This is a genomic window from Halobiforma nitratireducens JCM 10879 (assembly GCF_000337895.1).
Classification (GTDB): Archaea; Halobacteriota; Halobacteria; order Halobacteriales; family Natrialbaceae; genus Natronobacterium; species Natronobacterium nitratireducens.
Map to the genome: position 1 here is coordinate 1 of NZ_AOMA01000091.1, position 24,644 is coordinate 24,644.

At 65.4% G+C, this 24,644-nt stretch carries 20 protein-coding genes; 12 read left to right on the top strand and 8 right to left on the bottom strand.

Annotated features, from left to right (window positions below; all coding sequences use genetic code 11):
* Positions 1-151: 151 nt before the first annotated feature.
* From C446_RS08985 to C446_RS08995, 4 genes are all read right to left on the bottom strand, one after another.
* The gene (locus tag C446_RS08985; RefSeq protein ID WP_006672772.1) at positions 152-1,177 is read right to left on the bottom strand and encodes a GNAT family N-acetyltransferase; all 1,026 of its coding nucleotides are present in this window, start codon (positions 1,175-1,177) and stop codon (positions 152-154) included.
* A gap of 384 nt (positions 1,178-1,561) precedes the next feature.
* Complete coding sequence (locus C446_RS17975) at positions 1,562-2,170, bottom strand: PH domain-containing protein (protein ID WP_083861100.1); 609 nt, start codon at positions 2,168-2,170, stop codon at positions 1,562-1,564.
* 277 nt (positions 2,171-2,447) lie between these two features.
* A complete protein-coding gene (locus C446_RS08990) occupies positions 2,448-3,761 on the bottom strand; it encodes a glycosyltransferase (protein WP_006672773.1) in 1,314 nt (437 codons plus the stop codon).
* Entirely contained in the window at positions 3,758-5,149 is a 1,392-nt protein-coding gene (locus tag C446_RS08995) for a prenyltransferase/squalene oxidase repeat-containing protein (RefSeq protein WP_006672774.1), read from the bottom strand. Before C446_RS08995 ends, C446_RS08990 begins: the two co-directional genes overlap by 4 nt.
* A gap of 177 nt (positions 5,150-5,326) precedes the next feature.
* On the opposite strand from C446_RS08995, the gene C446_RS09000 reads away from it, so the two are divergent.
* Positions 5,327-6,451, top strand: a complete 1,125-nt coding sequence (locus tag C446_RS09000; RefSeq protein ID WP_006672775.1) for a hypothetical protein — start codon at positions 5,327-5,329, stop codon at positions 6,449-6,451.
* Between the two features lie 12 nt (positions 6,452-6,463).
* Here the strand turns inward: C446_RS09000 and C446_RS09005 are convergent, their stop codons facing one another.
* From C446_RS09005 to C446_RS09015, 3 genes are all read right to left on the bottom strand, one after another.
* A complete protein-coding gene (locus tag C446_RS09005; RefSeq protein ID WP_006672776.1) occupies positions 6,464-7,681 on the bottom strand; it encodes an MFS transporter in 1,218 nt (405 codons plus the stop codon).
* Positions 7,682-7,804: 123 nt separating this feature from the next.
* Positions 7,805-9,172, bottom strand: coding sequence for a PGF-pre-PGF domain-containing protein (locus C446_RS09010; RefSeq protein ID WP_006672777.1), 1,368 nt, complete (start codon positions 9,170-9,172; stop codon positions 7,805-7,807).
* A complete protein-coding gene (locus C446_RS09015; RefSeq protein ID WP_083861101.1) occupies positions 9,169-10,245 on the bottom strand; it encodes a polysaccharide deacetylase family protein in 1,077 nt (358 codons plus the stop codon). The genes C446_RS09010 and C446_RS09015 overlap by 4 nt, the downstream gene beginning before the upstream one ends.
* Before the next feature lie 488 nt (positions 10,246-10,733).
* Here C446_RS09015 and C446_RS09020 point away from each other — a divergent pair, with 488 nt between their 5' ends.
* The 4 genes from C446_RS09020 (at position 10,734) to C446_RS19530 (ending at position 13,348) form a co-directional block, all read left to right on the top strand.
* Positions 10,734-11,582 (top strand): alpha/beta hydrolase family protein, encoded by an 849-nt coding sequence (locus C446_RS09020; RefSeq protein WP_049920124.1) that lies wholly within the window; start codon positions 10,734-10,736, stop codon positions 11,580-11,582.
* A 141-nt stretch (positions 11,583-11,723) separates the two neighbouring features.
* The gene (locus C446_RS09025) at positions 11,724-12,071 is read left to right on the top strand and encodes an ArsR/SmtB family transcription factor (RefSeq protein WP_006672780.1); all 348 of its coding nucleotides are present in this window, start codon (positions 11,724-11,726) and stop codon (positions 12,069-12,071) included.
* A 107-nt stretch (positions 12,072-12,178) separates the two neighbouring features.
* Positions 12,179-12,454: a DUF7521 family protein gene (locus tag C446_RS09030; RefSeq protein WP_152419415.1), complete on the top strand. Its 276-nt coding sequence runs from the start codon at positions 12,179-12,181 to the stop codon at positions 12,452-12,454.
* A gap of 423 nt (positions 12,455-12,877) precedes the next feature.
* Positions 12,878-13,348, top strand: a complete 471-nt coding sequence (locus C446_RS19530; protein ID WP_006672782.1) for a hypothetical protein — start codon at positions 12,878-12,880, stop codon at positions 13,346-13,348.
* 10 nt (positions 13,349-13,358) lie between these two features.
* Here C446_RS19530 and C446_RS09040 read toward each other — a convergent pair whose 3' ends face one another.
* On the bottom strand, positions 13,359-14,870 hold the full coding sequence (locus tag C446_RS09040) for an MATE family efflux transporter (protein WP_006672783.1): 1,512 nt from the start codon (positions 14,868-14,870) through the stop codon (positions 13,359-13,361).
* 329 nt (positions 14,871-15,199) lie between these two features.
* On the opposite strand from C446_RS09040, the gene C446_RS17980 reads away from it, so the two are divergent.
* From C446_RS17980 to menE, 7 genes are all read left to right on the top strand, one after another.
* Positions 15,200-16,852, top strand: coding sequence for a sensor histidine kinase (locus C446_RS17980; protein ID WP_006672784.1), 1,653 nt, complete (start codon positions 15,200-15,202; stop codon positions 16,850-16,852).
* 326 nt (positions 16,853-17,178) lie between these two features.
* Positions 17,179-18,477 carry a DUF7405 family protein gene (locus C446_RS09050; RefSeq protein ID WP_006672785.1) on the top strand — a complete coding sequence of 433 codons (1,299 nt, stop codon included), beginning with the start codon at positions 17,179-17,181 and terminating at the stop codon, positions 18,475-18,477.
* Between the two features lie 89 nt (positions 18,478-18,566).
* Positions 18,567-19,961 (top strand): DUF7350 domain-containing protein, encoded by a 1,395-nt coding sequence (locus C446_RS09055; RefSeq protein WP_049920126.1) that lies wholly within the window; start codon positions 18,567-18,569, stop codon positions 19,959-19,961.
* Positions 19,962-19,963: 2 nt separating this feature from the next.
* The gene (locus tag C446_RS09060) at positions 19,964-20,662 is read left to right on the top strand and encodes a cohesin domain-containing protein (protein ID WP_006672787.1); all 699 of its coding nucleotides are present in this window, start codon (positions 19,964-19,966) and stop codon (positions 20,660-20,662) included.
* 174 nt (positions 20,663-20,836) lie between these two features.
* Entirely contained in the window at positions 20,837-21,784 is a 948-nt protein-coding gene (locus C446_RS09065) for a 1,4-dihydroxy-2-naphthoate polyprenyltransferase (protein WP_006672788.1), read from the top strand.
* Entirely contained in the window at positions 21,781-22,917 is a 1,137-nt protein-coding gene (locus tag C446_RS09070; protein WP_006672789.1) for a mandelate racemase/muconate lactonizing enzyme family protein, read from the top strand. Before C446_RS09065 ends, C446_RS09070 begins: the two co-directional genes overlap by 4 nt.
* Complete coding sequence (menE, locus tag C446_RS09075; protein WP_394295208.1) at positions 22,914-24,563, top strand: o-succinylbenzoate--CoA ligase; 1,650 nt, start codon at positions 22,914-22,916, stop codon at positions 24,561-24,563. The genes C446_RS09070 and menE overlap by 4 nt, the downstream gene beginning before the upstream one ends.
* The last annotated feature ends 81 nt before the right edge of the window (positions 24,564-24,644 follow it).

Genomic DNA, 24,644 nt, shown 5'->3' on the forward strand with positions numbered 1-24,644 from the left:
AAGACGGCGTCCAATTCCCTACAAGTCTCACGAAGAACAGTGGAGTGAACGCCTGAGAGGAGGATTAGATGACCTCGCAACGGAGCAACGTCAGTTGTGACGGACGGAGAACGGAGGGCCAAAAGCGAGAAGCGAAAGCGAGCGAGTCCTGCTACTTCAGCGACCCACTCACACGCTGGTAGGCCGACTTCGCTAGCTGCATCTCGAGTCCCGACGACTCGACGACGTAGTAGGGCCGCAACTCGCCGTTGAACTTCCCTTTGTACTCACAGAGCCGTTCCGTGTTCGCGCCGACGAGATCGTAGCCCGTGACCGACTCGAGGTCAGGATCGGTTACCAGATCCTCGAGGATGACCCGGTGCAGGAGGTTGTTGACGCTGACGCCCTCGTAGGACGCCGTCACCCCGCCCTGCCAGTAGTAGGCCAGTTCGTCGGAAAACAGCGTGAGGATACCGCTCTCGTACTCGCCGTCGGGCGTCCGGGCGACGTAGGTCCGCCACCGGTCGTCCTCGAGCGTCGCGAGCAGGTCCCGGAGGAACTGCCGAGTCATCGGGGCCTCGTCGTCGTACTCGGCGTACTGGTCGACGACGTCATCGTAGATTCGGAGCGCGGCGTCGATCCCCTCGGTCTCGATCCGGAGATCGAGGTCGTCGTACCGGCGCATCTCGTTTCGCAGGCTCTTGCTGAAACCGGCCATCGCGTCCTCGACGTCCGAACAGCCCTCGAGGTCGACGACGTACGTGAACTCCGGCTCGACCGAGAGCCCGTTCCAGCCGTAGGGTCGCGGATCGCCGTAGCCGACGGGACAGGTCATCCGGAGCAGTGTCGATCGCCGACCGACCTCGAGGTCCTCGAGGACGCCCTCCGCGAGTGCCGCGTTGATCCGCTCCCACTTGCGACGTTTCGGGCTGTTCGGGTCGATGATCGGTCCGAGTCGCGGCACGCCCATCGACAGAGGTGGCGAGAAGACGGTTCGGCCGACGGCTTTGTCCTCGACGAAAACCGGGAGAAGACCTACCGCTTGCTGTCCCTTGAACGCGCCGTACAGCCGCAGTTCGGCGTCGGTGTGGGCGTCGAGCACCGCGAGAGCGTCCGGATCGTGGAACACCTCGACGGTCGCGCCGGACGACGGCAGCGCCGACTCCCACTCCTCGAGATTCAGTCGTTCGATGTCCATGTAGGTCGTAGGACAGTGAGTGTTCGTTTTGTTATCGCGTCGCTACTGGAGATAATTCCAGGCCTGTCTCTCAAACGAGCCGTCAGTCGAGAGAGACGCGCAGCGAGGGGACGTACTCTTAGCGGCCTGCTGCATACAGAGGTTGAGTCTTGCACGGTGGCGTCGAGAATTTTGAATTTACAATCGGTACGAGGCGAGTACCACGGGGCTTAAACCCGAGGCACTTCACTCGTGAAATCTATCGCATCAAGTATCTCGTCGCTCCTATTCCTGATCTCTGCCGCCCGACAGCTCCAGCAAGTGGCGTGACTCCTTCGAATAACTACGTTTATGGAATTTGGCTTCCTCCACCGTGAAGATGATCAAAATCAGACTGCTTGACAGTTATTTTCTGTTTGAGTAATCATCAACTGCTTCAGTTTCTTGAATTGCCACTTGACATTTTTCGTACAATGTATCGCTTTCAGGAGCATTGTTGAAGGTAAGTGAATCTCCTTGTGTTCCCTGTAGCTCGATATCTCCATTTCCAAGGAGTTTATCAATCATCCCTTCGCTGTAGTCTGCATCCCGAACACGAGTAATTGGAACTGATTCATCACTTGTTGACACAACCATGTCTTCCACTTTGATGAACCGTTCATCGGTAATCGCGTACTCAACTGTGCCAAACTTCGCTGCCAGGGCAGACACGATTAACGGGTAAAACCCAACGAGAAGAGCTACCGCGCCAACGATTCCATACGCAACAATGTACGCCGTTGTGCTTCCACCAGACCCAACAGGTCCGGAGCTAAGAACTTCGATAATGGCTGACGCCCCCATTACTCCAAATACTCCTATGAATGGGATAGCAAACACCAAAGTAAGTATTGATGAACCAATCCCGTTTGGAACCAATGTTCGTTTATCCATCTCTGTTGCAACTTGCACTTCTTCATCAGGCCGTAACCGTTTCTCAAGTTCAGGACTTACTTGTTCTCTCTTTGACTTCATACAGTGGCCTTTTTTCCGCGATGTAATTATCTTTCCTGTTACCAAAATAGCGAATCACTGATTCCGTGAGGATGTGACGTGTAAGATGTATCTTCTGTACTGACCGATCACTACTCTTCGGGGTCGGGCTTCAACCCGTGCTGCATTCGCGCCCTGTATTCAGCACGCAATTTCTGACAGCCCCGAGTAGATTTCGCCCTCTCGTGGTCCATCGGTCCCCGATACTGCCTGGCAGAGAGTCGTGGCAAATGGGGTGTGTGCACTGTTCTATGGCTCCCTATAAACGGGCAAACGGAGACGAGTCACCGCCTCGAGTTCCCGCGGTGGCCGTGGCCAGAATCCGTTCCCAGTCCCGTGTGGCCTGCTCGTAGGAGAACGCCGCACGAATCCCCGTCGCGTTCTCGCCGAGCGTTCGACGCCGATCGGGGTCGTCCAGACAGTGAGCCATCGCCACGGCAAAGCTCTCCGGATCGCGGTCCGGAACGACGATTCCGTTTTCGCCGTTCGTGACGACGTCGGGGATCGATCCGACGGGCGGCACGATCGGCGCGAGTCCCGTCGCCATCGCCTCGAGCAACACGAGCGGCAACGCATCGCGCCGGGAGGTGAGGACGACCGTCGGCGACCGGCGGTAGTATGCCAGCGGGTCGCCGACCCAGCCTGGGAGATCGACCCGCTCGCGGAGGCCGTGGGACTCGAGTCGCTTCTCGACCTCGGACCGGAGTGGCCCGTCGCCGACCATGACTGCCCGAAACTCGCGGTCGCCACGGTTCTCGAGGGCGATCAGTGCGTCGACGAACCGGACGGGGGCTTTCTCCTCGCTGAAGCGACCGACCCAGACGAAGTCGTAGTCGTAGTCGTGGTCGTAGTCGTAGTCGTAGTCGTGGTCGTGGTCGTGGTCGATGTCCTCATCGAGCGAATCCGGTCGGAACCGCTCGGCGTCGATCGCGTTCGCCAGGATCTCGATCCGATTGCGGGGGACGCCACAGCCCTCGAGGTCGTCGACGTGCGAGGGGCCAGGGACGGAGACTGCATCGAAGCGCCTGAACGCCCACCGCGGTAGCGGGCCGTACCACTGCTTTGCGTGGTGATCGAGGTCGATCCCGATGATCCCGAGCGAGGCAGGATAGCCGTAGATAGCCTTCAGCGCGAGCGCATAGAGGCCATAGGGAAACAGCGAGATGGCGGCGACCGCGTCGTACTCGTTTCTGTATCCCTCGAGCAGCGCCAGGAAAAAGAGGAGGACGACCCGCAGGGGACGAGGTCCAACGTCGGGTACCTCGAGGTAGGTCGCGTCCGCGATGGCGTAGCGGGGATCGAGACAGACGAGCGTCGTCTCGTCGGCGGCCGCCGCGAGCGGCCCGTAGTGGCGTTCGTTCTTGTGTGCGAGTCCGGAGACGACCAGTACGCGCGTCTCTTCGGGAGACGGCTCGGCGTCGGCCGGCTGCGAGCGATCGGCCTCGATGGGGTCCTGGTCTCGGTCCCAGTCGCAGTCCTGATTCACGGAGTCGGAGCGACCGTCGGCACTCGAGTCCGGTTGCGACTCGAGTGTCGACCCTGTCGGGGCGCTCTCGGGGGTGGTTCGGCTCATGCCTCGGGCGAGGAGTCTCGGTTCCGACGCTCGTGCTCCCGTGACCCCCCGGGTTCGGCTGCCCCGCGTTCGGAACACGAACGCAGGAACGACGAAGTCGCGTACGACATCCACCCCTGACACCACCGCATCAGGGTGACGCGTTTCGTGTGATGGCGGTGCGTCCGGTAGTAGAACCGCCCTTGCTCGCCGTCGACCTGCATGTTCGCCAGCGTCCATCGGAGAATCCGTTCGGCGAACTCGAGGTCGCCCTCGCGGGTAAACACCAGTATGCCCTGCGTGCTGGCGTGGATGTCCCGCGGATAGGCGCTGCCCTCGTCGAAGTTCGGCGCGCCGTCGAGCTGGAAGAGTTCGGACCGATAGAACTCGAGACCGTCCTCGAGGGTCTCGTCGTAGCGGTCGGCGTCGACGACATCGCGGTACCGCTGGAAGGCCTCGACGACGAACCCGTTGTGGTGGTTGTCCATCGAGAGGTGGGAGGCGTCGGCCGGGAGACGGTAGGGCCAGCCGCCGCGGTCGGTCTGACAGGCCGCGACGTGATCGAGGATCGCCGTCGCCCGTTCGCGAAGGTCCTCGTCCCCGAAGTACTCGTAGAGGTCCACGAGCATCGCTGCGCCGAGTGCGGCAGCGTTGATCGTGTAGGAGTCCTCGGGGTGGTTCATGTGGTAGTCGATCTTCGCGCCGTCCTCGACCTCGCGGTAGTTCAGGTCCTCGACGAGAAACTCCGTCGCCGTCCGGGCCAGATCGGCGTAGGCGGCGTACTTTTCGCGGGTCTCCTCCTCGAGATCGGCGTCCTCGCGCTCGGCGAACTGGGCCATCCGCAGCAGTGCCTTGACCGCGAACGCCGTCGACACGATATCCGGATCGCTCGGCACCCCCTTGGTGTGGAGGTGCTGGATCGGATGGCGGTGGCCGCCACAGAAACCGCTGTAGTCAGTGATGCGTTCCTCGACGAGCCAGTCGGCGAGCCGGTCGGCCTCGAGCAGCGGGTCGAACGCGGCGAGCGAGGGGGCGGCCTCGACGCCGTCGCCGACCAGCTCGTGGTACTGCAGGTTGGCCATCGTAAACAGCGCAGCGCCCTTGTAGTTGCGCCGTTCCTCGACGCGAAAGAGCGGCCTGACGTCGATCGGGGCGCGCTTGACCGTTTCCTGTACCGCCAGGTTGAGCCACCGGTTCTCGACGGGCATCGCCTGCAGCAGTCGGCTGCTCAGGCCGTCGCCGTAGTCCGGCCCGACGTAGTCCCGGCGGCGAGCGTACGCGAGCGTGGAATCGAGTACTGGGAGGTACTGCTCGCGCCACTCGCACAATACAGGCCGCTCGCGTCCGAACGATCCCGTCGCCGGTCGCGACTCGTCACCGCCTCTCTCGAGAAGTCCCTGAGACTGCATCTACGGAGACCTGGCAACGGATTCCTATTAGTATCCGTTCGCTACCCCCGAAGCCGGGCCCGGCCCGCCGCCACAGGTGGGGGCTGTCACACCGTCTGCCCGTCGTTATGGGCGGTACGAGCCCGATAACAAACCCCCTCGACCGACCAGATCCGATCAGGAGACGATACCGTCAGTATGAGATACCTGTTCTTTACGAACACGCCGGCCCACGTCCACCTGTACAAGCACGCGATCGGGCGGCTCGCGGATCGCGGGGACGAGGTCCTGGTCCTCGCCCGGGACTACACCTGCACGGTCGACCTGCTCGAGTGGTACGACCTGCCCTACGAGGTCTACGGTGCGTGTGACACCTCCAAGGGATCGCTGTTGAGCCGGTTGCCGGCCCACTACGCCCGGGCGATCCGGCTGGCTCGAGCCTACGATCCCGACCTGATCTTCGGGATGGGGGGGTACGCAGCCCACACCGGAGCCGTCGTCCGGACGCCGACGGTGTTGCTCATCGATTCCGAGCCAGCCTCGTTCGACCACACGATCTCGACGCCGTTCGCACGAGCCGTCCTCACCCCCAACACCTTCCGGAAGAACCTCGGCGAGCACCACTACGTCTTTCCCGGGTTCAAGGAGTGTGCCTACCTCCATCCCGACACCTACGAGCCGAACCCGGACGTTCGTGACGCCCTCGAACTCGAGCGCGACGAGCGATACGCCGTTCTCCGGCTCAACGCCTTCGGATCGCAACACGACGTCGGCAAGCGCGGGCTGACCGGTGCGGATCGCCGCCGGATCGCCAAGCGACTCGCCGAAGACGTGACCGTACTGGTCTCCGACGAGAGCGGCGAGGCCGACCTCGAGGGGCTGCCCGAATCGGTCCGACGGTTCGACCTCCATCCGGCACTGATGCACGACGCGCTGGCTGAAGCGAGCCTCCTCGTGGCCGACACACAGACGATGGTGACCGAGGCCGCCCTGCTGGGGACGCCGGCGATCCGGTCGAACTCCTTCGTCGGCGACGACGACATGGGGAATTTCGTTGCCCTCGAGACTCAGGGGTTGGTCCACAACGTCGCCGCGGCCGACGCCGTCCTCGATCGGATCGACGAGTTGCTCGCGGACGAGACCCTCGAACAGACCTGGCAGCGGCGACGCGACGAGTTCCTCGCGGACAAGGCGAACCTCACGGAGATCATCGTCGACGCGGCGACCGCCCGCGGCCGGATCGCGGACCTCGAGTCGGTGCGTCGGTTCGGCCGGCGGCCGGAGCACGAGCCGGCGCAGTCGGTCGGTGTGGGCGGCGACTGACCGCTCGAGCCCTTAGGTGTCGGGCATTCGCAGCGTCAGCAGAATGACGACCGCCATGATTCCCGCCAGCGCGACGTAGCCCTGGTCGAAAAAGCCGTACTCCGCGATCACGCCGAACAGCACGGGACCGCCGGCCCCGAGCGTTGCCGTGGCCGTTCGAATGACCCCGAGCCCGGTCCCCTGCATCTCCTCGGAGAACGAGTCGGCGAGATACGACTGCGTGATCGCTCCCGAGCCGAGCATCGTGCTGATGAGGGCGGTGACACCTACGAGTAGCCAGACGCTGTCGATCGCGGGGAGCAGGGCAAATCCGGCGACCGGCGGCACCAGGACGCTGACCAGCAAGGCGCGCATCCCGATGCGGTCGTAGGCCGCGCCGGCGACGGGCTTGACGACGACGCCGACGGCGAAGAACAGTCCGAACAGGACACTCGCCGTCGAGGGAGCGATCTCTTTCTCCGCGGCGAGATACGTCGGGTAGAACGCGGTGAACGATTGCCAGATGAAGATATAGAGGAAGAGAATAACGGCCATGAACCCCATCGCCGGGTTCCGCAGTTCGGTCAGGACACCCAGCGCGTCCCGGAGAGATGTCGTGTCTTCGGCTTCGTCCGCTTCCGACGGAGAGGCCGTCGAGGTCGTCGGGAGCGTAAAGAAGATGGCGAAGCCACCGAGGAACAGCAGCGGCGCGACGAAGCCGAGGCCGGCCTGCCAGGCGACCGCGGCGGCGATGGTTGCTGCGATCGGCGGGAGAATCGTCTGCCCGACGTCCCCGGTCGCCATCGTCACCCCTAGCGCGCTCCCGAGCCGGTCCGTATACTGGTTCGAGAGGAAGGTGATCCGCGCGATCGGGTACAGCGAGTGGCCCAGCCCCCAGACGGCGGTCGCGAGGAACAGGGCGATCGGCGACGCAGCGGTGACGACGACGCCGAGCGCGAGCGCGACGATCACCGTACTCACGGCCATAAGCGTCCGCTCGTTGTACCTGTCGGCGAGCAGGCCGCCGGGGAGTTGCCCCAGCGACCCGAACAGCCACAGAACGGTCACGAGCAGGCCGGCAACCGACAGGCTCAGGCCGTACGTGTCTTGGAGGTACGGCAGGACGACCGGGTAGATCATCCGCGTACCGACCAGCAGCCCCCACGCGCTCGCGACGACGACGAGCGAGATTCCCCTTCCGTCGCTCCACAGCGCGCGCAACTCGTCGCCGACCGCCGTCCGAACGTCCATTATGCGCCCGGGAATCTCGTCTCGCGGTCCTTAGGGGCTGTTTTCTCCCGCCGGGATTTCCTGTTCTTCGCGTCGGCCCGTCGCCGTGAAACCAGCTCTCGGGTGAGTCCCGGTACCCGCCGGCTACGCGGTATGAGACTGCACTCGCGCCGCCCAGCCGACGACGAGCAGCAGAATCGCGCCCGCGGCGACGATCGGCCCGAACCCGGGGATCGAAGAGGCGTACCCTTCGACCGTCGACTCCGCTCCCTGAGTCTCCGCGACGGTCAACGCCTCGAGCGAGGACACCTCCGCGGTGAACCGGTAGGTCGCGCCCGTCTCCTCTATCAGGGCGGTTTCGGCTTCGCTCCAGTCGCCGTCGTCGCTCTCGTAGACCGCGACGCGATCGGGCTCGAGGTTCTCTTCCTCGAGGAGTTGGGCGTCGACGCTGAACGTGACCGTCGCGGTGATCTCCTGGGTCGACGTGCCGGCGAGCGACCCCAGCGACTCGCGATCGTCGGGGGCGGCCGGGAGGTCGTCGGGCTGGTGGCTCGCGAAGACGAACGTCTCCTCGCCCACGAGATCGGTCACGTCGACGCGCTCGAACTGGATGCCGTCGGCAGACCCGTTCGTCGGCTGGAGCCGAACGACATCGTCGTGACTAGCGTCCGTGACCGTCGCGGCGATGCCCTCGTCGGTCCGGTCGTACGTGACCGCAGGATCGGCGCAGTTGCCAGTCCGGATCGTCACCGGCTCCTCGAGCGAGGTGAGTTCCCAGCGGTCGGGGTCGTCGGCGTCGCCGGAGAGGACGTGCCACTCCTCGATCTCGCCGCCGTCGTACCAGTCGGGGTCGTAGAGATCGTCGTTCTCGTAGTGTGTGGCGTCCTCGTTGAACGCGGGATGGACCGTCACTGCGAACGGATCGTTGAGCCCACCCTGGATCGCGCCGCCGCCGGTGCGGCTCTCGATCCAGATCCAGTCGGCGGCCGCCCAGCCGTCGCCGCGGTCGAACTCGTCCATGTTGGTCGGACCGTCGTAGTCGTCGTTCTTGACTTCCCAGTCGGCCTCGTGTGGGAGCCCGACGATGTCGAACGACGCGACGCCGCCGGTCGTCTCGCCGTCGACGCGGTCGTGAACCGCGACGAGGCTGATGCCGTCGGTCCCTTCGTGGAGAAACAGCAAGCTCGCGTTGTTCTCCTGGAAGTGCTCGGTACCGTATGAGCTGTACATCCTGTCGGCGCTTTCGGGGTGGGTCTCGTGGTTCCGGTAGTCGTAGAACGAGTCGACGGATTCGGAAGTCGACAGCGGTTCGATCTCCTGACAGGCGTCACCCTGCTCGATCACGTAGGTGTGGTCCGACGGCGGCATCGAAGCGTTCGCGTTGGGGGCCGGGGCCGGCTCGCCGGCGTCGGCGGTGGCGTCCGCGAGCGCGCTTCCTGCGACGCCACCGACGGTGCCGAGGACGACGAGCGCGACGACGGCAGCGACCGCCAGCCGGTCGCGTCCGGTCATGGGTCACCTCTCGTGGTCGTCGAGTCGGTTCCAGCCGTCCCCACTTGGGACGGATCGACCCGGTCGTCCGGAGCTGGCTCGAGGGTCGCCGAGGACCGGCGATCGGCCGGTGGCTCGACTGGTGGCTCCAGTTCCGGCCCGTCCGAGGGGTCGTCCGCGCCACTCAGGTCGGACCGCGTCTCGAGGGCGTCACGAAGCTCGCGGGGCGTGCCGATCCACGCACCCAGCTCCTGTGCTCGCTCGAGCAGCCAGCGGTAGAGCCGACGGTGGCCAGGGAACTCCCGCTCACTGAAAAACCGCGGATGCCAGAGGGCGGTCAACACCGCGTCGTTGGCCGCCGCCTCCCGCAGGAGTCGGTCACAGGTCAGTCGTGCGGCGTCGAACTCGCTGCCGGGGTCCGGCAGCGCCTGGTCCATGATCGTCAGCGGGAACACGAGGAACTCGTCGCCGAACGGCCGGATCGGGCGGTAGCCGTAGTGAAAGCCACACTCCGTCGTCGATCCGAGGCTCGCGTCGTACGCGAGCCCGATCGATCGGTAGTGACGCCACGTCTCCGGCACCGATAGCCGGAGGTGGTGCTGTCGTCCACCCGAGATCGGGTCGTCGAGAAACCCCTCGAGTGTGCGTTTCTCCTCGGACAACCGGCCACGGTCGTCGCGAGTGTGATAGGAGCCATGGAGGCCGACTTCCCACCCGCCGCGCTCGAGAGCCCGGATCGTCTCGACCAGCTTGTCGGCCGTGACGTCGTACCGGCCGAGATGCTGGACCCAGTTCGACGGCGAGAGCCACTCGTGAACCGGCCGATCGGCGAACAGGTGCTGTTCGTTCAGGAAGTAAACCGCCGAGCGGACGCCGAACTCGTCTTCGAGAGCCATGAGGTCCTCGAACTGCCAGTAGGGGTTCGCATCCCCGAGCAGCGTCCGGAGGTGGTAGCCGGGCCGTTCCTGCGTCGCGTAGTACAGCCCGCGGAGTCCCTTGTAGGGGCGGTCCACGTCGTGGGTGAGACAGAGTGCGAACTCGGCGTCGTCGGGGAGGGCGTCGGCTGCGAGCCGACGATCGAGTTCGGTCGTCATGGTCGTTCCTCGGGGCTGGAGAGCGGTCCGTTCCGTCGGCGTCGCCGCGTCGAAGCTGGGACCGAGGGCTCGGCTCTCCGGTAGCCCAGCGACGCCGTGACTGACCGGCGGAACGTGTTCGCGGTCGGTTCGGTCATCTCGTCCGTACACTCACCCCGATCGACACGATAGTAAATGAGTGCGTACTCACGGACGGGACACACTGCGTCCGAGTTCGGGACGTTACGAGCAACCTACCCCTCGTTTCCGCGGGGACGGGAAGACGACCGCGGGGCGGCTCGTCCGGTTGCGGTCTCGACAGAGCGACAGCGAGAGTGCCTCGGGGTCGTACGGAAGACGGTGTCTTCCGTGATGACGAGACGCGAAGCGTCTCGAACCACGTGACCCCGAGGTACTTCACTCACGTCCATGTCCGCGTTCACGCCCACGCCCTGGGTACCCTGCACTCGAGCGGGACGTTCACCGTCCTCGAGTACGTAGCTCGAACGATGTCCGAGACTCACTCCGTCCCCGTCGTCGACGGCGAGTCGGTCGTCGCCGTTCGCCACCGGCCCGAGCCGACGAGCACGAGCGGCGCGGCCGGGAAACGACCATGGTTCGTCTGCTGTCACGGCTTCGTGAGCGACAAGTCCGGCAGCTACGAGCGGCGCTGTCGCCGCGCCGTCGCGGAGGGGTACGACGCCGTCCGGTTCGACTTCCGTGGGTGTGGCGAGTCGGACGGTCGGTTCGTCGACGCGACGCTCAGCAGCCGTCTCGCCGATCTCGCCGCCGTCCTCGAGTACTTCGATCCGCCGTCGGTCGCCCTCTTCGGCTCGAGTTTCGGGGCCAAAGTCGCCGTTCACGTCGCGGCCGGCGACACAGGCCCGCGGGAACTGGACCGAAAGCGGATCGAGGCGGTCGTCGCTCGAGCGCCCGTAACCTACGCGCGGGCGTTCGACGACTATCGCACCGTCGTGGACCGGAGGGGAGAGTACCTGTTCGACGAGAACGCGAGCGGGGGCGACGAAGGCGGCCAGTCGACAAGTGGGACAGACGGGGACACAGGCAACGGGAGCCGACGAATCGACGCCCGCTTTTTCGACGACCTCGACGCGTACAGCTTCGCGGACGCGGCGACCGACCTCACCGTTCCGGTCCTGATCGTCCACGGCCGCGAAGACGAGTCGGTGTCCGTCGCGGACAGTTTCGAGGCCGCCAGCCGACTCGAGACCGACGTTACTGTCCGGGCGATCCCGGGAGAGGGACACCGGTTCTCGACCGGAGCGGAGGCACGGCTGCTCGATCAGGCGTTCGACTGGCTCGAGCGAGTGCCTTTCGAGTCTTCTGGTCGGTCGTAGCGACCAGATCGGTCGGTATCGGTAGGCGCAGACCCCTCGGAAAGCGACGAAACCGGAACGAACGGCCGGTTGTCCCGAGTATTTTCTCGGTCAGAAAAACCGGACCGTTTTTGATACTACTGCCGGAACGACCCGGTACCAGTGAGTGAGGAGACGGATCTGTCGACGGTGCTCGCCGTCCTCGACGACGAGTACGCCCGGGAGATCCTCACCCATACGAGCGTCGAACCCATGTCTGCCAGTACCCTGAGCGAACGGTGTGACGCGTCCCTGCCGACGATCTATCGTCGCCTCGATCGCCTCGAAGAGTGTCGACTCGTCACCGAAGAAACGGAACTCGCCCCAGACGGTAACCACTACAGCGTCTACAGCGCAAATCTCGAGCGACTCGAGTTGACGCTTGAGGACGGCGCGTTCGACCTCGAACTCTCCTATCACGAGGAAGACGTCGCGGACAAGTTCACCCGCATGTGGGAGGGGATACGATGACCGGGAGCGTACTCGGAGCCGCAGTGACGGTCAGTCCGGCCCTACTCGCGATCGCGGGTGTGGGTTCGGGGACGGCCGCCGAAACCGTCAGAATCGACGAAGCAACGATGTTCGAACTGCTAACCGTCGCGAGTCTCTTTCTGGTCGCGCTGATCGGGACGGTCATCGCGTACCAGGCCTATCGCGGATATCGGCGCAACGACGCGCCCTCGATGCTTTACCTGTCGATCGGGCTTCTCTTGCTCACGCTGTTTCCGTTCCTGGTGAACGTGTCGATCAACACCTTCACGGACGCACAGCAGGTCGCCACCGTCTTCTTCGAGAACGTCAGCCGGTTGCTCGGGCTCGTCGCGATCACGTACTCGCTGTACGGTCACCACTGACGGGTCGGTATCGGGGACTGACCGCAGGGCCGTCTCTTGGGTTCGACGACGACAGTACGAACATCGGCGAGCGAACGCACGGACGGCTACGGTCCGGCTGCGTAAGGGCGTCGGGCCGAAGCAGCGCGGACCACAGGGCGGCGCGGAACAAAGGGGGCGAGGGGACCGAACGACGGACGCGAGGTCACGTAGCGGGATGGCGGGTCCCGCGGGAATGCCGTCGTCCGGCGGTCGGGAAACGGGAGATCACACAGCGTGGGGAACCGGACCTGTGATCTCCCTATCAACCCTTACCGTGGCACCATTATTAGTCGCCGGAGAGTATTTTCTGGGTCGGAAAACGCCTTCGAGGTCGAAGGCCGCCGGGACTGCAAGAATCGATCGAACCCCCACCTTCTTTCCGTGGCGACCGCTCGAGCCCGTATGCACTACCTCGCAGGTACTGACTCGGTCCACGCGACCGCGGCGATCTGTGACTATCTCGAGGCGCAAGTGGGTTCAAAAGCGGCCACGGAAACGGACTCGAGTTCGGCCGTCGGGGATAGCGCGGCCGACAGTGACGACGGCGACGAGAGCGACGAAAGCGACGAGAGCACCGGCAACGAGGAGCCAACAGCCATCACGATCGTCGCTGCCGTTCCGAACGACGGGTCGGCTGGCCGACCCGAACGCGACGCTCGCGAAGCGTTGAACGTCGCCCGCGTGCGCCTGGTGGGTGTCGATGTGCTCGAGACGGAACTGTTCGAGGGAAGCCTCGACGCGGCACTTCGGTCGGCCACAGCAGCCCACGAGATCGACGCGGTGATCGTACCCGAACGACGAAGCGACGCGGTCCCCGACGTGTCGGGATCGGTCACGGCCGTCTCGGTGTCGGACGACGGTCCCGAGGAGTGACGACCGCAGGTCAGTCGTCGCTCGTCGCCGACTCCGGTCGATATCCTCGACTGATCGCCTTCCAGCGGCCGGTGTGGAACCGGTAGTAGTTGATCGCTGCCGGGGCCGCCGTCTCCGCGAGAAACGCGAGGTACAGCCCCAGTAAGCCGATCGCAGGCAGCGAAACCGCCGGCGTCGCGACCTCGAGAACGGGAACCGTCCACGACGGAATCTCGAGGCCGACGGCACCGAGGTACGTGAGCGGAATCGCGAGGCCGAACATGCCCAGGAACTGGCCGTAGAAGGGCCAGCGAGTGTCTCCACTCGCCTTGAGTGCGCCCGCCGTCCCGGTCGAGACTCCTTTCAGAACGACCGCGAGACAGGCGACCTGGACGAGTGCCACCGCGGTTCCGACGGCGAGTTCGGCCGGATCGTCGGTAAACAGGAGAACGATCGGCTCCGCAAAGGCGAAGACGATCACGGCTCCGACGGCATAGACGGCCGTAGCGAAGCGGACGATCTCCGTCCCGTACTGCTCGGCTCGAATCTCGTCGCCGGTACCCAGCTCCTGGCCGACGAGACTCGAGGCAGCCAGTCCGAAGCCCCAGCCGGGTGTGTTCAACAGTCCCCATATCCGACGCGCGATGACGTAGGCGGAGACGGTATCCTGGCCGAAGACGTCGACGATGGCAAGTAGCGGAAACTCCGCGACCGTCCAGACGAGCTTCGAGCCGAGCACTGGGATGCCGATCGTCGCCAGGTCCCGGATCGTCGGCTCGTGGACGTAGCTCCCGAACGGATCGACACGGACCGGGAACTCCCCCACACCGGGGAGTCGCCCGGCCACGAGACCGGCGGCGAAGGTCGCGCTGACGACGACGTTTGCGAGCACCGTCCCCAGCGCCGCCCCGGCGACGTCCATGCCGAGGCCGAAGATCAGCACGGCGTTGAGGACGATGTTGGCGACCGCACCGCCCGCCCGGACCACCATCGGCGTCCAGGCGTCGTCCATCCCGACGAACACCCGGCTGCCGATGAGGTTGAGCCCCGCAAAGGGGACCCCGAGACCGACGATCTGCAGATACGTCGCCCCCAGCTCGATCGACTCCGGATGGGAGCTCAAAAGCGAGATCAGTTCCGTCGGCACGAACCAGAACGTCGCCGTGATCGGCAGGGTAACGACCAGCACCAGCAGGACACTCGAGCGCACCGCCTGGCCGAGCTGGTCGAACGCCTCCGCGCCGTAACGCTGGGAGACGAGTGCGATCGTGCCGCCAGCAACGCCGCCGCCGAAGGCGAAGGCCAGCCCCCAGAACGGCGAGGCGAAGCCGACACCGGCGATCGCTGCCGAGCCGACGCCGACGCCGACCATCGCGACGTCGACGGCGTTTTTCGACATCCGTGCGAGCCCGGTGACGATTCGGGGCCAGGCGAGTTCCGTGGTCCGTCGGGCCCGCTCGGCTTCGATCAGGCCGAGTTTCGCGAGGGCGAGCCCGATCCAGAGGATGGCGAGCCGGAACGGGTTCGGGACGGAACGGACCACGGGAATCGCATCCGCCTAATCAACACCACATAAAAGGCCTTCTCGAGGCGGCAGACGGGACCGGTTTCGAATCGATACACTACGACATGGCTACTGGTGCCAATGAACATGGTCGGTGGTCGTCCGAACACCGCCGCCACTGCGTCGGTACTACAGTAGCCACTGCAAGTCAGTGCGCACCGAAGCGCCGGACGGATCGGCGATCAGTGTGCAAATCGTTGCAGTCAGTACTATACCGACACGTGCAGTGGTCGTGTGGGTTGTCGGTCTCGACTGGAGCACCAGCACCGACATTCTCTTGGACTACCCGTTCCAAACGGTGCTATTCGATGAGACTTCGTCGGATATTCGTCGCCGTACTGGTGATCGTCGCGATCGTTTTCGGGGTCGCGGTCGTTTCGGGGTTTCAACTGTACGCCGATGCCGCCACCACTCAAGAACGAGAATCGCTAGCGGCGACAGCCGATTCGACGGCAGTCCAGTTGGATGCGTCTCTGGACGAACGGACGAGGACGGTAGCACTACAGGCACGCGATCCGGCTGTGATGGGGGCAGACGACGAGCGATCGGAGTCACTCCAGCGATTCGTCGACGTCACGGAGTACCAGGGAATCTCCGTCATCGACGAAAACGCTACGATGCTCGCCCTCGAATCCGAGGGGCTCTCCGAAACGGAACGGACGGAGCTTGTCGGCAGTTCCTTTGCCGACAGAGAGTACGTCCAGGCGGGGTTGGCGGGACAGCGACACGTAAGCGACCCGGTCGAGGCCGAAACCGGAAACCACATCGTAACGGTCGCCGTCCCGGTCGAACGCGATGGAGACGTCGTCGCGACGGTCAACGGCGCACTGCACCTCGAGGACGGGACGGTTTTCGACGGGATCGAAGGCAACGATCAGTCGGACGTCGCCGTCCGTATCGTCGACGGCGACACGGTCCTCTACGAGGACGGGGAGTGGGATCGGACGGCGCTGGTCGTCGAACGAGCGACGGTCGAATCGGCCGGCTGGACCGTCGAGGTCGCACGTCCCGAGGCCGCGGTGACCGAACCAGCACGAACGGCGATGCTCTTTCAGGGCGGAGCTGTGGGGCTCGTCTTGCTGACGCTCGGTGCCGTCGGCGTGTGGGCCCATCGATCGTTGCTCCGACAGATCGCTGCACTCCAGGACGGCTTCGATCGGCTCGCCGACCACGACTACGAAACCGAACTCGAGCTAACCGGGACGACGGAGTGGTCCGAGATCGAACACCAGTTCAACGAGGTCAGTACGGAACTGCAACGTCACGAGCGGGAGCTGGAACGGGCTGTCGACCAACTCGAGCAGTCACGATCGAACCTCGAGATGCTCAACCGAGTCGTCCGACACGACATCCGCAACGATCTCCAGCTCGTCCAGGCGTACTCGGAGATGCTCGACGATCACGTCGATACTGAGGGGCAGCCGTATCTCGAGATCATCGAGGAGAGTACCGAGAACGCGATCGGTTTGACGACGACCGCTCGCGACCTCGCGGAGGTGATGCTCCAACAGGAGATCGAGGCACAGGCGGTCCCCCTCGACGTGACCATCGACAAACAGCTAACGGAGATTCGGACGACACACCCGGATGCAACCGTAACGGTCGAGACTCCAGTTCCCTCCGTGGACGTCGCCGGGAACGACATGCTCGGGGCAGTCTTTCGGAATCTCTTGAAGAACGCGATCCAACATACCGACAGGGACGTTCCCAGGGTAACCGTCGACGTAACGGTCGACGACGAAACCGTCGACGTCTCGGTCACCGACAACGGACCGGGTATCCCCGACGGGCAGAAAGGAGAAATCTTCGGGAAAGGCGAGAAAGGTCTAGAGAGCGATGGCACCGGCGTCGGACTGTATCTCGTTCAGGAACTCGTCGAAAGCTACGGCGGTGAGGTGTGGGTGCAGGATGGCGAGCCGACGGGCGCGGAGTTCGTCGTCCGGTTGCCACTCGCCGAGTGAGGGCGTTCCCTCGCTGCGTTGAGACACCCGTTCCGGCGACCGGCGAATGCTCGGGATCGAGAGCGGCGTTCGGCGAGGACGGGAGCTTCACGGACGAGGGAGATACAGACGCGACACTGGTCCCCCGAAGCGGTAGTCGGACCCATCGCCGACCGGGTCGAGGAGCTGGCGGACCACTCGTCTATTCCCCGCTCTCGTCGCTCGAGGCTCGCGATGGAAACCGGCCGGAGGGCCACGACGATCGTCGTGGCCGGGTCCGTCATAGACGCCAGTAGAATTTTCGACGAGAGAAAACCATTTGAGTCTCTCTCACCCACTCTCGAGCAGTGACGCTCCCTGATCGGTCCGCGCTCTCCCGCCGGGACTACGTTCGGACGCTCGTCGCCGTCGGCGGTGCGAGCGCCCTCGCTGCCTGTCTCGAGACGGTTCGGAACGACGAGGAGCGGACCGTGCCCTCGGGGACCGACGACCCCGAGTCGCTGCCGGAGCGCCAACACGCCTGGAACAGCGTCCTCTCGACCGACGAAGACGGGAACGTGACTCCACCGCAACACCACGTACTGGTGGCGCTCTCGCTCGTGGACGGCGTCGATCCCGCGGCCGAGGAGTCCAGAGCGGCGGTCGAGGAAGCGCTTCGGACGCTCGAGCGCGCCTACGAGTGGAGCAACGAGGGGTTGTTGTTCACGCTGGGCTATACGCCGGCGTACTTCGCACGGTTCGACGAGCCGCTTCCGTCGTCGGTCGACCTGCCGGACCCGGAACCGCTGATCCGCGGCGGCGATCCCGAGTTCGACGAGTACGACGCCGTCTTGCACCTCGCGAGCGACGCACCGGACGCCGTTCTCGAGGCCGAACAGGCGCTGTTCGGCGACCGGGAGAGGAGCAACGGGATCGACCTCGAGGCGGACCTGACCGACGTCTTCGAGTCGCTCGCGGATCGTCGCCGGACGGGGTTCGTCGGCGACGGACTGCCAGCCGAGCACGCAGACGTGCCGGGCGTTCCCGATTCGATCCCGGAAGAAGCCCCGTTTTTTATGGGGTTTCGATCGGGATTCCGCCGGAGCCAGGCCACCGAAGACCGCGTGACGATTGGGACGGGCCCGTTCGCGGGCGGCACGACCCAGCAAATCTCCTCGATGGAACTCCAGCTCGAGGTCTGGTTCGAACAGGACAACCACTTTCAGCGCGTTTCGAAGATGTTCAGCCGGGAACACGCCGAAGACGAACTCGTCGGTGACTACGGTGAGGCGCTCGCGGACTCGAGCGGACTGACCGACGAGCGTATCGCGGCGACCGAAGCCGACGCCCGCGAACACGGGGTCGTCGGCCACGCACAGAAGACAGCCCGGGCGCGGGACGACGGGGAGCCGCCACTGTTGCGACGGGATTTCAACACCGTCGACGGCGACCGGCCGGGACTGCATTTCCTCTCCCTGCAACACGAAATCGGTGATTTCGTCCGCGTTCGAGAGGCGATGAACGGCGAGGACCTGGACGTTCCACGGGCGAACAACGGCATCCTCCACTACGTCTTCGTCGACCGTCGCGGGAACTACCTGCTCCCGCCGCGGTCGCTGCGTGCGTTGCCATCGCCGACTCCGGACGGCGAGGACGAACGGGGTTGAACGTGGATCGAGACCCGAGACGTCCCGCTCGAGTGCCGACCGACGACCGACGACCGACGACCCACGATCCAGATCACGAAAAACGACCTATGCGAGAGACACCCGCACCGAACCGATCCGATAGACCTAGACTCGCCCGACGAACGTTCGTCACCGGCGTCACCGCCGGAGCGCTCGCGCTCGCGGGCTGTACTGGCGATGGAGACGGAGATGGCGACGGAGACGAATCACCAGCAGACGACGAATCCGACGACGACTCCCTCGACGAAGACACACTCGAGGACATCGAGGTCGGCCCGGAGTTCCTCGAGGTCGAAGACCCGCCGGACGCGGTCTATCTGCCGACTCACCGCGAGGCGATGCGGATGCTCGATCCGATCGAGACCGGCGACTACGCCCTCGCGCCGATGCTCTCGTACCCACACCCGTTCTGGATCGTGGCCGGTGGGGCGGGCGAGGAAGACGTCTCCCGCGAAGACCCCGACGACGGCCGGGGCGTCCATATGATGTTCACGCTCTGGGACCCGGAGACGGGCGTCGTGCTCCCGGTCGACGACGGTGCAGAGCTGAGGGTCTATCGGGACGGCGAGCAGGTCGGCTCACCCCGGTCACCCTGGACGATGATCTCCCAGGAGATGGGCTTTCACTTCGGCGACAACGTCCCGCTCCCCGAGGACGGACGCTACACTGTCGAGGTCGACCTCCCCCCGCTCTCGACGCGGACGACCGGTGATCTCGAGGGCCGGTTCGGTGAACGCACGACCGCGCGGTTCGAGTTCGTCTACGACGACGCGTTCCGCCACGAGGTCGGCGGTGGAGTCGACTATCTGGACGAGGCGGAGTGGGGCGCGCGTGACGCGCTCGAGCCGATGGATCACGGCGGACACGGGGATGGGGAGCACGACGATCACGGTGACGACGGTCACGGTGAACACGACGACCACGATGGGGACCACGATTCCGCCGAACACAGCGACGGACACGGTCAGGATCACGACTACGTCCCTTACTCCGCGCTCCCCACCATCGACGACTACCCTGGAACGCTTCTCGTCGCTCCCGACGCTGACACGCCCGAAACCGAAACGCACGAAGACCTGCCCCGGAGCGGCGACGCCGCCGTGCTCGCGACGGTGTTCGAGCCCGGCCACCGACTGGCGGACGGCGACGAGCGGTACTTCCTCGTTTCGCCGCGGACGCCGTACAACCGGGTCCCGCTCCCGGACGCGTCGCTCTCGATCACAATCGAACGCGACGACGACTCCGACCCGGAGCATTTCGATCTCGAGCAGACGATCGACGGGGCGTTCGATCACCACTACGGTACGTCGGTCCCCGAAACGGCCATCCAACCCGGCGACGTCGTGACAGTTACCTTCGATCGGCCGCCCCAGATCGCTCGTCACCAGGGGTACGAGACGGCGTTTCTCGAGATGCCGCCGATCGAACTCGAACTGCCCGTAGACGACAGTGAGGACGAGTAACCATGCGACCCGAATCGAACCGCGGAGCGGCTGCCGTACTCGTCGCGCTCTGCTGTCTCGCGATCGCGACCGGCACGCTAGCCGCGCCCGTCGCTGCAGGGGACAACATCGCCATCTTCGCTCTCGAGCCGGACGAACTCGAGGCGGAGGCAGGCGAGACGGTCGAGATCGACCTCGTCGTCAGTACCCACGGCGATTACGTCGGCGACGGGATCGACGAACTGTCGGCGACGCTCTCCTACGATCCCGAAGTGTTCGCCGTCGCGAACGTCACACACGACGAGATGCTCGCTCACGGCGACCCCGACGCGGAGGTCGTCGGCTCCGCGACCGTCGACGACGGGAACGGCTCGGTGACCATCGACCAGGAGCGTGAGCCGTCCGGTGACGGCGCGACTACGACCGAACGCGCGGCGACGGTCACGCTCGAGGTTGCGCCCGACGCGCCGACGGCAAACGAGACGATCGAGGTCGCCGACGCTTCGGCGATCCTGGTCAGCGACTACCCGCAGGGAACGATCGAACGCGATGGGACGATAAGCGTCGAGGCGGTCGACGGCCTCGAGAGTGGGACCGACGGAGAGTCGAGCAGCGTCACCGATGCGGTGCCCGGATTCGGGCCGCTCGGGGTCGTCCTCGCGGCGCTTCTCTTCGCGGCGGGGCTGGCACGGCAAACGGGAGTCGGAGATAATCGCGAGTGATTGGCCGTCGGGTTGGGGGTCGGGGTCGGGGTCGGAGTTCGACCGTCGACTATCGACTGTCAACTGTCAACTGTCGACCGTCGACCACCGATCATCGTCCCCACGTCTCGGCGTTCGTCCACCGGCCGCAATGCCAACGTTGACACTCTCTCGAGTGGGACACTCCGGTAACGCATGACCGAGGTCGAAACGTCACGACCGAAGGCGTGGCTGATGGCGGCACGCCCCCAGACCTTGCCCGCGGCCGCAGCACCCGTCATCGTGGGCACCGGACTCGCAGTCCACGAGGGGGTTTTCGCGCCGTTGCCGGCCCTGATGGCCTTTATCGGCGCGGCACTGATCCAGATCGGGACCAACTTCGCCAACGACTACTACGACGCGATCAAGGGTGCGGACACCGACGATCGAGAGGGGTTCACCCGGGTCACACAGTCGGGGCTCATCCCACCCGAACGGGTCAAGCTCGCGACGATAGTCACGTTCGCCCTGGCGATCCTGTCGGGAACCTATCTGGTCTACGTCGGCGGCGTCCCGATTCTGGTGATCGGACTGGTCAGCGTGCTCTGTGGCTGGGCGTACACGGGTGGCCCGTACCCGCTGGGCTACCACGGCCTCGGCGATCTCTTCGTCTTCGTCTTCTTCGGCATCGTCGCCGTGATGGGGACGTTCTACGTGCAGGCCGCTTCGGTCGCCCCTGTTGGGCCGCTGATGACGTCCGTTCCGGCGGGAACCGTCACCGTAGAGGCGTTCGTCGCCAGTCTTCCCGTCGCTGGCATCTCGACGGCTATCATCGTCGTGAACAACGTCCGGGACAAGGAAACGGACGCGGAAGCCGGCAAGCGAACGCTGGCTGTGCGTTTTGGCTACCGATGGAGCCGCCTCGAGTACGTCGCCCTGCTCGCACTCGCGTATCTCGTGCCGCTGTGGTTCTGGCCGCTCTCGAGTGCGGACGGGTTCGGTCCTGCCGTCTTGTTACCGCTGGTGACGCTGCCCTACGCCGCCGTCGTCGCCCGGACCGTCTGTACCCGGACCGATGGGGAGGCGCTGAACCCGGCCCTCGAGGGGACGGGGAAACTGCTGGCGATCTACTCGATCCTGTTCGCAGCGGGGCTGATACTATGACCTCCAGCGAAGACGCCGACCCGGGACTCGGCGACGACCTCGCGCTCGAGATCAGGTCGTTCTCGCTGTCGCTCGCTGCAACCCTCGAGACTGCCGGCGGACCGATCGAGTCCCGCGACGGCTTCCTGGTGCGAGTCTACGACCGGGCCGCCACCGACGGCGGGGGAGGTGACAGCGAATCCGGCGTCCCTGCCGACGCCGCCGTCGGCTACGGTGAGGCGACACCTCTCGCCGGCTGGACCGAATCCCACGACGATTGCGAGGCCGCCCTCGAACGCGCCCGGACGGCCATCCGGAACGACGGCCCCGCGGCAGCGCTGGCCGAAGTCGAAGAGCAGGTCGCGGCCCGCCACGCCGTCTCGCTCGCGCTCTCGGATCTCCAGGCCTCGCGGGCGGCGACGCCGTTGTACCGTCACCTCGGTCAGGAATCGATGATCGGCCGCGTGCGTGCGAACGCGACGATCGGCGACGCGGACCCGGCAGAAACCGCACGGCTGACCCGCGAGGCCGTCGAACGGGGCTTCGACTGCTGCAAGCTAAAGGTCGGACTGCGCGACATCGAGGGCGATGTCGAACGCGTCCGCAGTGCACGGGAGGCAGTCGGCGACGGTGTAGAGCTCCGCGTCGACGCCAACGAGGCCTGGACCTACGAGGAAGCCGAACGAGCACTCGAGGCCTTCGACGATCTCGAGGTCTCGATCCTCGAACAACCCCTACCCGCCGGGGCACTCGAGGGTCACGCCGCACTGCGGGACGTGTCCGGAGACGTCGCCGTCGCACTCGACGAAGGGCTGCTGGAGCACGGCGTCGATCGCATCTGCGAGACGGGCGCGGCGGACGTCGTGGTCCTGAAGCCGATGGCACTCGGCGGCGTCGATGTCGCCCGGGAGGTCGCAGCGTGGGTAAGCGAGTTCGGACTGACCCCGCTCGTGACGACGACGATCGACGGCGTCGTGGCCCGCACCGGCGCGGTTCACCTCGCAGCGGCGATTCCCGATGTCCCGGCCTGTGGGCTCGCGACCGCGGATCTGCTGTCCGAGGACCTCGGTCGTGATCCCGTCGTCTTCGAGAAGGGGGCTGCTCTCGTCCCGCAGGCGAAAGGTATCGGCGTCGAGGGGGTGTGGCCCGCGTGATCCCGGGAATCGGGTCGACCGAACGGCCTTCCCGGGACCTCCTCGCCGTCCGCGCAGCGGCGACGCCCGACGACCTCGCACTGATCGACGTCGCGACCGGTGAGGAGTGGACCTACGAAGACTTCGATCGTCGCGTCGACCGCGCCGCGCGAGCGCTCACAGAGCTGGGCGACGACGTGGGTGATGGGACGCAACTCGAGCGACTCGGACTGCTCGTGGACACCCGGCCTGCCTTCACCGTCGTCTTCTTCGCCGCGATGCGGACCGGAACCACGGTCGTTCCGCTGAACGTCCGCGAAACCGTCACGGAACTCGCCGAAAAGGTCGAACGGACGGGTCTCGAAGCAATCGTCTGTGAGCGAGACACGGCGGCGACGGCGCTCGACCTTGCCGACCGAGCCGAGATGGTGGTCGCGTCGATCGACGAGGTCGGCGGGGTCGATGGGGTCGGCGGGGTCGGCGGGGTCGATGGGATCGATGAGGTCAAAAGCGACCGCGTTCGATCGCTGGCTGGCGCGACCGAGGCGAGCGGGCCCGGCTCCGTTGACTCCCTCGAGCGATCCGCCCCTCCCGAGATCGATCCGGAAGCGACCCAGCTACTCATGTTTACGTCCGGGACTTCCGGCGACCCGAAGGCGGTCCGACTGACCGTCTCGAACCTCGTCGCCAGCGCGACGGCCTCGGCGTTCCGGCTCGGCATCGACCGCGAGGACCGCTGGCTGTGCTGTCTCCCGATGTATCACATGGGCGGGCTCGCACCCGTCGTCCGCTCGACGCTGTACGGGACGACCGTCGTCGTCCAACGCGAGTTCGAACCCGACGCGACCGCTCGCGTCCTCGCGACGTACGACATCACTGGCGTCTCGCTCGTCCCCACGATGTGCAAGCGTCTCCTCGAGCGCGAAGGCGGCTGGCGACCGCCCGAGACGCTGCGGTTCGTCCTGCTCGGCGGCGCGCCCGCCACCCAGGAGTTACTCGAGCGTTGTCTCGAGAACGAGATTCCTGTCTACCCGACCTACGGCATGACGGAGACGGCTTCGCAGGTCGCGACGGCAACCCCCGAGGCGGTCCGATCCCACGAGGGAACCGTCGGCCGGCCCCTGGTCGGCTCCGAGGTGACGGTCGTCGACGACGACGGCGAACCCGTCGCGCCCGGGGAACCGGGCGAACTCGTCGTCGCGGGGCCGACGGTGACGCCGGGCTACCTCGAGCCCGAAGTGACCGAAGAGGCGTTTGGCGATCGCGGACTCTACACGGGTGATGTCGGCTACCGGGACACGGGTGGCCGACTCTGGATTCTCAACCGCCGGAGCGATCGCATCGTCACCGGCGGCGAGAACGTCGACCCCGGGGAGGTCGTCGACGCGTTGCGGACACACTCGTCGGTCGCGGAGGCCGCCGTCGTCGGTCTCCCCGACGACGAATGGGGGGAACGGGTCGCCGCCGTGGTGGTGCCGGCGGGCGACGGCATCGAGTACGCGTCGGTACTCGAGAGCTGTGAAGAGCGACTCGCTGGGTTCAAACGGCCGAAAACGCTCGCGGTCGTCGACGAACTGCCACGGACCGCGTCGGGAACGGTCGACCGCGAGGCGGTTCGGAACCTGCTGCTCGAGGACGGCGTCAACGTGAGTGATGCCCATCGATAACTTCGGCCGACGGAAGGTTGCGGAAGACGACATCGGCATCGGCTCATCGAACGCGCTCACCGCACGACCTTCGAGGCTTCT